The sequence below is a fragment of the Kribbella sp. NPDC050470 genome, assembly GCF_044458365.1.
Classification (GTDB): domain Bacteria; phylum Actinomycetota; class Actinomycetes; order Propionibacteriales; family Kribbellaceae; genus Kribbella.
On sequence record NZ_JBITHV010000012.1, the window covers coordinates 414,020 to 425,852 of the forward strand.

Consider the following 11,833-nt stretch of genomic DNA (forward strand, 5'->3'; position numbering starts at 1 on the left):
AGTGGGTAACTGACCTGCGGCGGGCCGGACGATCTTGGATACTCTTCCAAGCTATGGCATACTCATTCATATGAGTGTGAAGGTCGCGGTGGCCGGTGCCAGCGGATATGCGGGGGGTGAGCTGCTTCGGCTGCTGAGTGCGCATCCCGAGGTCGAGGTCGGCGCGCTCACCGCGGGCGGAAACGCCGGGACACCGCTCGGGCAGCACCATCCACACCTCGTGCCCCTGGCCGGGCGTCTCCTGGTCGAGACCACGGCGGAGAACCTCGCCGGTCACGACGTGGTGTTCCTGGCCCTCCCGCACGGACAGTCCGCCGGACTCGCCGAGCAGCTCGGCGAGGACGTCACCGTGATCGACTGCGGCGCGGACTTCCGGCTCACCGAGGCCGAGGTGTGGACCGAGTTCTACGGCGGCGAGCACGCCGGCTCCTGGCCGTACGGTCTCCCGGAGCTCCCAGGTCAGCGAGAAAAGCTTCGCGGCAGCAACCGGGTCGCCGTACCAGGCTGCTACCCGACCGTGTCCACGCTCGCCCTGCTCCCCGCCGTGCAGAACGGTCTCGTCGACCCCGGTCAGTTGGTCGTCGTCGCCGTCAGCGGTACGTCGGGCGCCGGCAAGGCGCCAAAGCCGCATCTGCTCGGCGCCGAGGTGATGGGCTCGGCCTCCGCGTACGGCGTCGGCGGCGTGCACCGCCACACCCCGGAGATCGAGCAGAACCTCACGCCGTACGCCGACCAGCCGGTGAGCGTCTCGTTCACCCCGGTGCTGGTGCCGATGGCACGCGGCATCCTCGCCACCTGCAGCGCGCCGGTTGCCGACGGCACCGACCTCGCGACCCTGCGGCAGGCCTACGAGGACGCGTACGGCGACGAGCCGTTCGTGCACCTGCTGCCCGAGGGGCAGTGGCCGCAGACGCAGGCCACCCTCGGTGCGAACACCGTGCAACTGCAGGTCACCCTTGACCAGCGCACCGGCCGCGCCGTCGTCGTGGCCGCGATGGACAACCTCACCAAGGGCACCGCCGGCGGAGCCGTGCAGTGCATGAACCTGGCCACCGGGCTCGACGAGACCCTGGCCCTTCCCCTCGTAGGAGTCGCACCGTGACCGTCGCAGTCACCCCGGACACCCAAGTCGATCGGAGCGCCGGGGTCACCGCGCCGGCCGGCTTCCGTGCGGCCGGGGTGATCGCCGGGATCAAGCCGGCGGGCACGCCGGACCTCACCGTCGTCGTCAACGACGGCCCGCACGACGTCGCGGCCGGCGTCTTCACCACCAACAAGGTGAAGGCGGCGCCGGTCCTGTGGTCCCAGCAGGTCCTGACCGCCGGCAAGCTGAAGGCCGTCGTGCTGAACTCCGGCGGCGCCAACGCGTGCACCGGCCCGGAGGGTTTTCAGGACACCCACAAGACCGCCGAGAAGCTGGCCGAGGTGCTCGGCGTCGGCGCGGCCGAGATCGGCGTCTGCTCGACCGGCCTGATCGGCGAGCGGCTCCCGATGCACAAACTCCTCCCGGGCATCGACGCGGCGGTGAAAGCTCTGGGCTCGGAGCCGGAGCACGGCCTGGCCGCGGCGACCGCGGTCATGACGACCGACAACGTGCCGAAACAGGGTGCGCTCGAGCACCCGGACGGCTGGAGCATCGGCGGGTTCGCGAAGGGCGCCGGGATGTGCGCGCCGAACATGGCGACGATGCTCAGTGTCATCACGACCGACGCCGTACTGGACCAGCCGCACCTCGACCACGCGCTGCGGAACGCGGTCGGCAAGACCTTCAACCGGCTCGACGTCGACGGCGGCACCTCGACCAACGACACCGTGCTCCTGCTCAGCTCGGGCGCGTCCGGCAAGACCGTCACCCCGGAGGCCTTCGAGGCCGCGCTGACCGTCTTGGCTGCTGACCTGGTGAAGCAGTTGCAGGCCGACGCCGAGGGCGTCACCAAGCACGTCAGCATCACGGTCCAGGGCGCGGCCACCGAGGCGGAAGCGGTCGCGGCCGCCAAGATCGTTGCTGAGGACAATCTCTGCAAGACCGCCTTCTTCGCCTCCGACCCGAACTGGGGCCGGATCGCGATGGCGGTCGGCAACGCGCCCACCGCCTTCGACCCGCAGCTGCTCGACATCACGCTGAACGGCGCGCCGATCTGCATCGCCGGCGGCAAGGGCGTCGACCGCTCCGAGGCCGACCTGAGCGGTCCCGAGATCGACGTGGTGATCGACCTGCACGCCGGCCCGGCCGCCGCGACGGTCCTCACCACCGACCTGTCGCACGCGTACGTCGAAGAGAACTCGGCGTACAGCTCATGACCACATCGCATGCGGACGCGGTCGAGAAGGCTGCCGTCCTGACCGAGGCGTTGCCTTGGCTGAAGCAGTTCCACGGCAAGACAGTCGTGGTCAAGTACGGCGGCAACGCGATGGTCGACGACAAGCTCAAGCGGGCGTTCGCCGAGGACATCGTGTTCCTCCGGTACGCCGGGGTCCGGGTCGTCGTCGTCCACGGCGGCGGACCGCAGATCAGCGACATGCTCGGCCGGCTCGGCATCGACAGCGAGTTCCGCGGCGGCCTGCGGGTCACCACGCCGGAGGCGATGGACGTCGTCGGCATGGTCCTGGTCGGCAAGGTCGGCCGCGAGCTGGTCGGCCTGCTGAACGCCCACGGCCCGTTCGCGGTCGGCATGTCGGGCGAGGATGCCGGCTTGTTCACGGCAGAGCGCCGTACGGCGATCGTCGACGGCGAGTCCGTGGACATCGGGCTCGTCGGCGACGTGGTCGACGTCCGGCCGGAAGCCGTCATCGACCTGATCGACGCCGGCCGGATCCCGGTGGTGTCGACGATCGCGCCGGACGAGGACGGCCAGGCGCACAACGTGAACGCCGACACCGCGGCCGCCGCGCTGGCGTCCGCGCTCGGCGCCGAGAAGCTGGTCGTGCTGACCGACGTGGCCGGGCTCTACCGGAACTGGCCGGACAGCGACGAGATCATCACCCAGATCACCACGGCCGAGCTGGCCGAGCTGCTGCCGTCGCTGGCCTCCGGGATGGTGCCGAAGATGGAGGCCTGCCTGCGCGCGGTCGAGTCGGGCGTCTCCCGGGCGACCGTCATCGACGGCCGGGTGCCGCACTCACTGCTGCTGGAGATCTTCACCGACGCCGGAAGTGGAACCCAGGTGATCCCCTCATGACCGAACTGCTCACCGTCGACGGCACGCAATCCGCGCTGACTTCTCGCTACTCCGACGCGTTGATGAACACGTTCGGTGCGCCGAAGCGGGTGCTCGTCCGTGGCGAGGGCGCGTACCTGTGGGATGCCGACGGCAACAAGTACCTCGACCTGCTCGGCGGGCTCGCGGTGAACTGCCTCGGCCACGCGCACCCGTTCGTGGTGTCCGCGGTGACCTCGCAGCTCGCCACCCTCGGCCACGTCTCGAACTTCTTCGCCTCCGCGCCGCAGATCGCGCTGGCCGAGAAGCTGCTCGGCCTGTTCGAGGCGCCGGGCAAGGTGTTCTTCACCAACTCCGGCACCGAGGCGAACGAGGCCGCGTTCAAGATCACCCGGCGGACCGGCCGGACCAAGATCGTCTCCACCGTCGGCGCCTTCCACGGCCGGTCGATGGGCGCCCTCGCGGTGACCTGGAAACCGGCGTACCGGGAGCTGTTCGCGCCGCTGCCCGGCGACGTCGAGTTCGTCCAGTACGGCGACGCCGAAGCGCTGGCCGCGGCCGTCGACGACGAGACGGCGGCTGTCATCCTCGAGCCGATCCAGGGTGAGAACGGCGTCGTCGTACCGCCGGCCGGCTACCTGCAGGCGGCGCGGCGGATCACCTCCGAGCACGGCGCGCTGCTGTGGATCGACGAGATCCAGACCGGCATCGGGCGGACCGGGACCTGGTTCGCGTTCGAGCACGACGGGATCACGCCGGACCTGGTGACCGTGGCCAAGGGTCTGGGCGCCGGCATCCCGATCGGCGCCTGCATCGGCCTGGGCGCGGCCGCGGACCTGCTCCAGCCGGGCAACCACGGTACGACGTTCGGCGGCAACCCGGTCGCCGCGATCGCCGGTCTCGCCGTCCTGACGGTGATCGAACGGGACGGGCTGCTCGCCCAGGTGAATGCCGTCGGCAACCACCTCGCCTCGTCGATCATCGCGCTCGACCACCCGTTGGTCGCCGGGGTGCGCGGCCGCGGCCTGCTGCTCGCGATCGAGCTCACCCAGCCGGTGTCGGACCAGGTGGCGGCTCTGGCGCTGGAGGCCGGGTTCGTGGTGAACAACCCGATCCCGAACGCGTTGCGGCTGGCGCCGCCGTACATCCTGAGCAAGGCTGATGCCGACAGTTTCGTCGCGGCCCTCCCAGGGCTGCTGGACCAGGTGGAGGCCGGATGACGGTCAAGCACTTCCTCCGGGACGACGACCTCTCGCCGGTCGAGCAGGACGAGGTCCTGACGCTGGCGCAGCAGCTCGCGGGGGACCGGTTCGGGCACCAGCCGCTGGCCGGGCCGAAGACGGTCGCGGTGATCTTCGACAAGTCCTCGACCCGGACCCGGATCTCGTTCGCGGTCGGGATCGCCGAACTGGGCGGCGCGCCGCTGATCATCGACGCGCAGACCTCGCAGCTGGGTCGCGGCGAGCCGATCGCGGACACCGCGCGCGTGCTCGACCGGCAGGTCTCGGCGATCGTCTGGCGGACGTTCGCGCAGACCCGGATCGAGGAGATGGCCGCCGCCTCCCGGGTGCCGGTGGTGAACGCGCTGACCGACGAGTTCCACCCGTGCCAGATCCTCGCCGACCTGCTCACGGTGCGGCAGCACAAGGGGTCGACCGCCGGGCTGAAGCTGGTGTACTTCGGGGACGGCGCGAACAACATGGCGCACTCGTACCTGCTCGGTGGCGTGACCGCCGGAATGCACGTGGTCGTCGGGTCGCCCGCGGAGTACCAGCCGGATCCTGCGATCCTCGCCCGCGCAGCCGAGATCGCGGCGACGACCGGGGGATCGGCGGCCTGGACCGCGGACCCGTTGGAGGCTGTCGACGGCGCGGACGTCGTTGCGACCGACACCTGGGTGTCGATGGGCCAGGAGGCCGAGGCGATCGAGCGGGAGGCGCCGTTCGTCCCGTATGCGGTGACCGAGCAGCTGATGTCGAAGGCCGGCGCCGATGCGATCGTGTTGCACTGCCTGCCCGCCTATCGTGGCAAGGAGATCGACGCGGCCGTGATCGACGGGCCGCAGTCGGTCGTCTGGGACGAGGCAGAGAACCGGCTGCACGCGCAGAAGGCGCTGCTGTCGTGGCTGCTGGCGAGGAGTTTCGAGGCATGAGTGTCGCCGTACCGACGACCAAGACCGCACGGCAGCAGCGGATCGTGGATTTGCTCGGGCGGCAACCGGTGCGGTCGCAGACCGAGCTCGCCGAATTGCTGGCGTCGTCCGGGCTGGTCGTTGGTCAGGCGACCCTGTCCCGGGACCTGGTCGAGATCGGTGCGGTGAAGGTCCGCGACTCGAGTGGTCAGCTGGTGTACGCCGTACCGGGTGAAGGCGGCGACCGTACGCCGCGAGCCGGTGAGGCAGCCGCCTTCGAGGCCCGGCTGGCGCGGGTCGCGTCCGAGCTGCTGGTGTCGGCTGAAGGCAGTGCCAACCTGGTCATCCTGCGAACCCCGCCGGGTGCGGCCCAGTACTTCGCGTCGGCGATCGACCACGTGGGGCTGGACGACGTGCTCGGCACAATCGCCGGCGACGACACCGTCATGGTCGTCTCCCGCAACCCCACTGGCGGCCCCGCGCTCGCCACCCGCTTCCTGTCCCTCGCCGCCCGCGAACCCAAGTAAGGAACTGAGAGTTGAGTACCGGAGAAAGTGCAGCCCTGTGGGGTGGACGGTTTGCGGGTGGGCCGGCGGATGCGCTGGCCGCGCTGAGTAAGTCGACCCAGTTCGACTGGCGGCTGGCGCCGTACGACATCGCCGGGTCGAAGGCGCACGCGAAGGTGCTGCACCGAGCGGGCCTGCTGACCGACGAGGACCTGTCGGCGATGCTGGCCGGGCTGGACGGGCTGCTGGACGACGTACTGGCCGGCAAGTTCCTGCCCGCCGAGGACGACGAGGACGTGCACACGGCGCTGGAGCGCGGTCTGCTCGAGCGGCTCGGTGCTGAGCTCGGCGGACGGCTGCGTGCCGGGCGGTCCCGCAACGACCAGGTCGCGACGCTGTTCAAGGGCTACCTGCGCGAGCACGGGCGCATCATCGGACGGCTCCTGCTGGACCAGGTGACCACGCTGGCCGAGCAGGCCGAGAAGCACCTCGGTGTCGCGATGCCCGGCCGTACCCACCTGCAGCACGCGCAGCCCGTCCTGCTGTCGCACCACCTGCTTGCGCACGCCTGGCCGCTGATCCGCGACCTCGACCGGCTCGCCGACTGGGACGCCCGCGTCGCCGCGGACTCGCCGTACGGATCGGGTGCACTGGCGGGCAGCTCGCTCGGACTGGATCCGCAGTACGTCGCCGTGGAGCTGGGCTTCAGCAACTCGTCGGCGAACTCGATCGACGGCACCGCGTCGCGTGACTTCGTCGCGGAGTTCGCGTTCGTCACCGCGCAGATCGGCGTCGACCTGTCCCGGCAGGCCGAGGAGGTGATCATCTGGGCGACCAAGGAGTTCGGCTTCGTCGAGCTGGACGACGCGTTCTCGACCGGGTCGAGCATCATGCCGCAGAAGAAGAACCCGGACATCGCCGAGTTGGCCCGCGGCAAGGCCGGGCGGCTGATCGGCAACCTGAGCGGCCTGCTGGCGACGCTGAAGGCGCAGCCGCTGGCGTACAACCGGGACCTGCAGGAGGACAAGGAGCCGGTCTTCGACTCCATCGACACCCTCGAGGTGCTGCTGCCCGCGTTCACCGGGATGATCCGGACGCTGCGGTTCAACGTCGACCGGTTGGAGGAGCTGGCGCCGCAGGGCTTCTCGCTGGCGACCGACATCGCCGAGTGGCTGGTCCGGCAGAAGGTGCCGTTCCGGGTCGCCCACGAGCTGGCGGGCGCGTGCGTGCAGGAGTGCGAGAAGCGCGGCATCGAGCTCTGGGACCTGACCGACGCGGACTTGGCTGCCATCTCGCCGTCGCTGACGCCGGACGTGCGCTCGGTGCTGACGGTGGAAGGCTCGCTGGCGTCCCGCAACACCCGCGGGGGCACGGCGAAGGAGCAGGTCGCCGAGCAGCTGGACGAGCTCCGGCGTCGAGCCGCCGCGCACGCCTCCCGCCTCGACTGACGGGGCTGTCCGCGGCTTCATCTAAGGTGCTGCGCATGCCCGTACGCCGTTCGCTGCTCGCGGATCCCGTCCTCGACGTGGCCCCGAGGCTGCTCGGCATGGTCCTGCGCAGCACCACCGACGAAGGCACCGTCGCCGTACGCCTGACCGAGGTCGAGGCGTACGACGGCCCGAACGACCCGGGCTCGCACGCGTACCGCGGCCAGACACCCCGCAACACGGTGATGTTCGGCCCACCCGGGTTCCTGTACGTGTACTTCACCTACGGCATGCACTTCTGCATGAACGTCAGCGCCGGCCCGGACGGACAGCCCTCGGCCATCCTGCTCAGGGCCGGCGAGATCGTCGAAGGCGCCGACCTGGCCCGCGCCCGTCGCCTGACTGGTGCTCCGAACGGTGTGCTCCCCGGCGCGGTGCGGAAGCGGGCGAACGGGAATCCGGACCGCGACCTAGCCCGCGGTCCGGCCCGGATGTGCGTTGCCCTCGGCATCGGCCGGGACGACAACGGCGCCGACCTGCTGTCGAAGTCCTCGCACGTCCAGCTGCTGCCCGGCCCGGGCTTCGACGGAGAACCGTCCACCGGGCCGCGCGTCGGCCTGCGCGAGGCCGCCGACTGGCCGTGGCGCTTCTGGATCCCGGACGACCCGACGGTCTCGCCGTACCGCCCGCACGTCCCGAAACGCCGCGGCTAGCGGTTCGCGAGCGCCAGGACGTGGTCGAGCTGCGGCAGCCCGTGCTCGACCTCCGGGTCCGGGAACAGGCCGATGTGGTGCACGCCGGCTGCCTCCAGCGCCTCGATGTGCGCCGCCGCGTCGTCCAGCGTCCCGACTGCGCCGATCTCGGTCCACCAGTCGACCGGCATCCCGACCAGGCCGTCCGCTCCGCTCTCGTCGTACAACTTCTTCATGTCGTCGAAGAACGGCAGCGCAGTCAGGCCCGGGTGCTTGTCGTCGATGCGTACGGCGAGCCACGGTGCGGTCCACTCGTACGCCGTCTTGCGGTCCTCGCGCACGCAGAACGCGCTGAACACCGCGACCACGAAGCCCTCGGGCGATCCGGCGTACTCCAGTGACTGCCGGACGTACGACGGAGTCGCAGGCTCGGCCAGGACGAGGCCGCCACCGACACGGCCGGCCAGCGCCATCGACTTGGGGCCCATGACACCGAGCAGGATCGGCGGAACCTCGGCCGGCGGCGCATCCAGCTTCACGTCCGTCAGGTGGACCGTCTTGCCCTCGAACGTGACGTTCTCACCCGCGAGCAGCCGGGTGACGGCCGTGGTGACCTCCTCGAGCGCGGTCAGCGGCGACTTCGGCCGGACGCCCATCTGGCCCATCCACTCCTGCACGCCATGGCCGATACCGGGCAGGAAGCGGCCAGGCCCGAGCGCGTCCAGAGTGGCGAACTCCATCGCGGTGACGGCCGCCGTCCTGGCCACGGCCGGCACGATGCCGAGGCCGACGGTGAGCCGCTCGGTCGAGGTGAGCGCGGCGGACACCAGCGACGGCCCGGCGGTGAAGAAGCAGTCCTCGATGATCCACAACTCGTCCGCGCCACCCTGGTCCAGGCGACGGGCGACGTCGGTCACCAGGGCGGCGGGGTAGGTCCGCGGGAAGCACATCCCGATCTGTGTCATGCGAAGAACCGTAGACGGCTCCGCGGACATTTCTCCGTCCCCACCCCACCGACCCCGGTCAGGCACTCCTCAAAGGACTTCTGGCAGTTAGGTAAAGGTCTTCCCAGCCCGTGGGGCGGCGGGCGTAGCGGCCCCGCCTCCGGGTAGGTTTCGGACTATGGCCCGTCCGCACTACGCGTCCCGTCTCGAGGACTGGTTCAACATCGGGGTGCAGGCGATCCTGCGGCGTCGCGGCTGGCGAGAGCGGATCATCCCGCACGTCGGTTACGGCACCACCCAGTTCGTCCGCGTGCTGGCCCGCGTCGTACTCAGCCGGGACCCGCGCAACCAGCCCCGGTTCGACGAGGACCAGGTGGTGCGTGGCTGGCGGGTGTTCGTGACGGCGCCGGCGACCAAGGTGACCGTGACGGTGACCGTCAGCGGGCAGACGTTCGAGGCGATGACCGACCGCGGCGGCTTCGTCGACCTGACCGTGCCGGTAGTGCTGCCGCCGGGCTGGCACGAGATCAACCTGGGGGTCCACGGGGAGCGGGAGGCCCGGGCCCGGGTGTACGTGCCCGACCCGGACGCCACGCTCGGTCTGGTCAGCGACATCGACGACACCGTGATGCTGACGATGCTGCCGCGTCCGCTGATCGCCGCCTGGAACACGTTCGTCCGGGACGAGCAGGCGCGGCGCGTCGTACCGGGGATGGCGGAGATGTACGCCGAGCTGCTGGCGGACCACCCGGGTGCGCCGATCTTCTACCTGTCCACGGGGGCCTGGAACACGGCGCCCACGCTGACCCGCTTTCTGGCGCGGCACGGGTACCCCGCCGGGCCGCTGCTGCTCACCGACTGGGGACCGACCAACACCGGCTGGTTCCGCAGCGGGCAGGAGCACAAGCGCTCCGCCCTCCGTCGGCTGGCAGCGGAGTTCCCGAACGTCCGCTGGGTCCTGATCGGCGACGACGGCCAGCACGACCCCCAGTTGTACGGCGACTTCGCGCAGACCCACCCGGAGCACGTGCGGGCGATCGGCATCCGCCAGCTCACGCCGGCCGAGCAGGTCCTGTCGCACGGTCTCCCGGTCCCCAACCCGGACCCGGGCGCCCACGACCCGCACCGGCCCAACGCTGCCACGGTGCACGCGCCGGACGGACATGCGCTGCGGCCGCAGCTCCAGGCTGTCCTGACCCGCCCCGACCCGACGTAGCCGCCATACAGGACACTTGTAGTCGACCGACGTACTCGAGGAGAGACAAGTGACCGACAGCGGGACCGCACGCCGCACCCAGGTGCTCGACGACCTGGAGAGCCGCGGCCTGATCGCGCATTCGACCGATCCCGACGCCCTGCGGGCCGCAATGGCGGCCGGACCGATCACCTCGTACGTCGGCTTCGACCCCACCGCGCCCAGCCTGCACATGGGGAACCTGCTGCAGCTGCTGACGCTGCGCCGCCTCCAGTTGGCCGGCCACAACCCGATCGGGCTCGTCGGTGGCGCCACTGGCCTGATCGGCGACCCGAAGGAGAGCTCCGAGCGGGTGCTGAACCCGAAGGACGTCGTCCAGCAGTGGGTCGAGAAGGTCCGCAGCCAGGTGGAGAAGTTCATCGACTTCGACAAGGCGCTGCCGAACCCGGGGCGGATCGTCAACAACTACGACTGGACCAAGGACCTCAACACGCTCGACTTTCTGCGTGACATCGGCAAGCACTTCCCGGTGAACCGGATGCTCGGGCGTGAGGTCGTGAAGGCCCGGCTGGAGCAGGGGATCAGCTACACGGAGTTCAGCTACGTACTGCTGCAGTCACTGGACTACCTGGAGCTGTACCGCCGCCACAACTGCACGCTGCAGACCGGCGGGAGCGACCAGTGGGGCAACCTCACCGCCGGCGCTGAGCTCATCCGCCGTACTGAGGGTGGCAAGGCGCATGCACTGGCCACGCCACTCGTGACCAAGGCAGACGGCACCAAGTTCGGTAAGACGGAGTCCGGGACCGTGTGGCTGGACCGGGAGCTGACGTCGCCGTACGCGTTCTACCAGTTCTGGTTCAACACGGATGACCGGGACGTGATGCAGCTGGTGCGGTTCTACACGTTCCGGACGCCGGAGGAGATCGCCGTACTTGAGCAGGCGACCGCTGAGCGACCACATGCGCGTGAGGCCCAGCGACTGCTCGCTGAGGACCTCACCACCCTCGTGCACGGCTCGGAGGAGACCAGGAGAGTGCAGGAGGCGTCGAAGGCGCTCTTCGGCCAGGGGGAGCTCGCCTCCCTCGACGGATCCACACTGGTCGCCGCACTCCGCGAAGCACCCCACGTCGAGCTAGGCGCCGGCGAACCGATGCCGACGTACGGCGACCTGCTCGTGAAGTCCGGCCTGGTCGCCAGCAAGTCGGCCGCGCGCCGGACGGTGGCCGAGGGCGGTGGCTACCTCAACAACGAGAAGGTGAAGGACGCCGAGTACGTGCCGGGCTCCGACGACCTGCTGCCGGGTGGCGTGCTGGTGCTGCGGCGTGGAAAGCGTTCGTTTGCAGGGGTTCTGGCGTCGTCGGCGGACCGCTGACGGGCCGGCTCCACTCCCACAATCTGGATGCCGAGAGCAAATTACAACCGTGTGATCCTGCCCACCGGGAACCGATTTGACCGGCCACCTCGAAGCCACGTAATGTTCTTCTTGTTGGAGCGAGGCGCAGGACGCGAAAGCGGCCGGTCGCTCCGAACCCCCCAAGGCTAGCTGAGCCGAACCGCGTCGTCTGACTCGGGCCGGAGGCTAAGACGCGGGTGGAGGGCCAGAAAAATCGGGTCTTGACTCGGTGGATCTGATCCGGTAGAGTAACGCAGGTTGCCCCGGAGTCCTGGCTGAAAGGCCAAGACGCGGTGTGCGTCCGATTCTTGAGAACTCAACAGCGTGCCGAAAGTCAATGCCGAAAGATGCATTAACCCCGTTCACAGGCATTGGGCGATTTTC

11 protein-coding genes are annotated in these 11,833 nt (G+C 69.8%); 10 read left to right on the plus strand and 1 reads right to left on the minus strand.

All coding sequences use genetic code 11. From position 1 onward, the window contains the following. The first annotated feature begins 70 nt into the window (after positions 1-70). From argC to ACIBGM_RS35620, 8 genes are read left to right on the plus strand one after another with little or no spacing between them, the layout of a single operon-like run. The gene (gene argC, locus ACIBGM_RS35585) at positions 71-1,102 is read left to right on the plus strand and encodes an N-acetyl-gamma-glutamyl-phosphate reductase (protein WP_396388036.1); all 1,032 of its coding nucleotides are present in this window, start codon (positions 71-73) and stop codon (positions 1,100-1,102) included. After that, positions 1,099-2,301 (plus strand): bifunctional glutamate N-acetyltransferase/amino-acid acetyltransferase ArgJ, encoded by a 1,203-nt coding sequence (gene argJ / locus ACIBGM_RS35590; RefSeq protein ID WP_396388037.1) that lies wholly within the window; start codon positions 1,099-1,101, stop codon positions 2,299-2,301. The genes argC and argJ overlap by 4 nt, the downstream gene beginning before the upstream one ends. Next, entirely contained in the window at positions 2,298-3,179 is an 882-nt protein-coding gene (gene argB / locus ACIBGM_RS35595; RefSeq protein ID WP_396388038.1) for an acetylglutamate kinase, read from the plus strand. The genes argJ and argB overlap by 4 nt, the downstream gene beginning before the upstream one ends. After that, positions 3,176-4,378, plus strand: coding sequence for an acetylornithine transaminase (locus ACIBGM_RS35600; protein ID WP_360537517.1), 1,203 nt, complete (start codon positions 3,176-3,178; stop codon positions 4,376-4,378). Before argB ends, ACIBGM_RS35600 begins: the two co-directional genes overlap by 4 nt. Further along, positions 4,375-5,310, plus strand: a complete 936-nt coding sequence (gene argF / locus ACIBGM_RS35605; RefSeq protein ID WP_396388039.1) for an ornithine carbamoyltransferase — start codon at positions 4,375-4,377, stop codon at positions 5,308-5,310. Before ACIBGM_RS35600 ends, argF begins: the two co-directional genes overlap by 4 nt. Beyond that, a complete protein-coding gene (locus tag ACIBGM_RS35610) occupies positions 5,307-5,816 on the plus strand; it encodes an arginine repressor (protein ID WP_360537513.1) in 510 nt (169 codons plus the stop codon). Before argF ends, ACIBGM_RS35610 begins: the two co-directional genes overlap by 4 nt. 11 nt (positions 5,817-5,827) lie before the next feature. Next, positions 5,828-7,243, plus strand: coding sequence for an argininosuccinate lyase (gene argH / locus ACIBGM_RS35615; RefSeq protein WP_396388041.1), 1,416 nt, complete (start codon positions 5,828-5,830; stop codon positions 7,241-7,243). Between the two features lie 35 nt (positions 7,244-7,278). Next, positions 7,279-7,935, plus strand: a complete 657-nt coding sequence (locus ACIBGM_RS35620) for a DNA-3-methyladenine glycosylase (RefSeq protein ID WP_396388042.1) — start codon at positions 7,279-7,281, stop codon at positions 7,933-7,935. On the opposite strand, the gene ACIBGM_RS35625 is transcribed toward ACIBGM_RS35620, so the two are convergent. Continuing rightward, entirely contained in the window at positions 7,932-8,879 is a 948-nt protein-coding gene (locus tag ACIBGM_RS35625) for an LLM class flavin-dependent oxidoreductase (protein WP_360537507.1), read from the minus strand. The genes ACIBGM_RS35620 and ACIBGM_RS35625 overlap by 4 nt on opposite strands. 157 nt (positions 8,880-9,036) lie before the next feature. Between ACIBGM_RS35625 and ACIBGM_RS35630 the strand changes: the two genes are divergently transcribed. Together ACIBGM_RS35630 and tyrS are read left to right on the plus strand one after the other, a co-directional pair. Beyond that, a complete protein-coding gene (locus tag ACIBGM_RS35630) occupies positions 9,037-10,074 on the plus strand; it encodes a phosphatase domain-containing protein (RefSeq protein WP_360537505.1) in 1,038 nt (345 codons plus the stop codon). A 49-nt stretch (positions 10,075-10,123) separates the two neighbouring features. Further along, entirely contained in the window at positions 10,124-11,428 is a 1,305-nt protein-coding gene (tyrS, locus tag ACIBGM_RS35635; RefSeq protein WP_360537503.1) for a tyrosine--tRNA ligase, read from the plus strand. The last annotated feature ends 405 nt before the right edge of the window (positions 11,429-11,833 follow it).

Bases quoted from the DNA above. Each gene is read 5' to 3' on its own strand.
- argC (WP_396388036.1), top strand. From the start codon at position 71: ATGAGTGTGAAGGTCGCGGTGGCCGGTGCCAGCGGATATGCGGGGGGT.
- argB (WP_396388038.1), top strand. From the start codon at position 2,298: ATGACCACATCGCATGCGGACGCGGTCGAGAAGGCTGCCGTCCTGACC.
- ACIBGM_RS35600 (WP_360537517.1), top strand. From the start codon at position 3,176: ATGACCGAACTGCTCACCGTCGACGGCACGCAATCCGCGCTGACTTCT.
- argF (WP_396388039.1), top strand. From the start codon at position 4,375: ATGACGGTCAAGCACTTCCTCCGGGACGACGACCTCTCGCCGGTCGAG.
- ACIBGM_RS35610 (WP_360537513.1), top strand. From the start codon at position 5,307: ATGAGTGTCGCCGTACCGACGACCAAGACCGCACGGCAGCAGCGGATC.
- ACIBGM_RS35620 (WP_396388042.1), top strand. From the start codon at position 7,279: ATGCCCGTACGCCGTTCGCTGCTCGCGGATCCCGTCCTCGACGTGGCC.
- ACIBGM_RS35625 (WP_360537507.1), bottom strand. From the start codon at position 8,879: ATGACACAGATCGGGATGTGCTTCCCGCGGACCTACCCCGCCGCCCTG.
- ACIBGM_RS35630 (WP_360537505.1), top strand. From the start codon at position 9,037: ATGGCCCGTCCGCACTACGCGTCCCGTCTCGAGGACTGGTTCAACATC.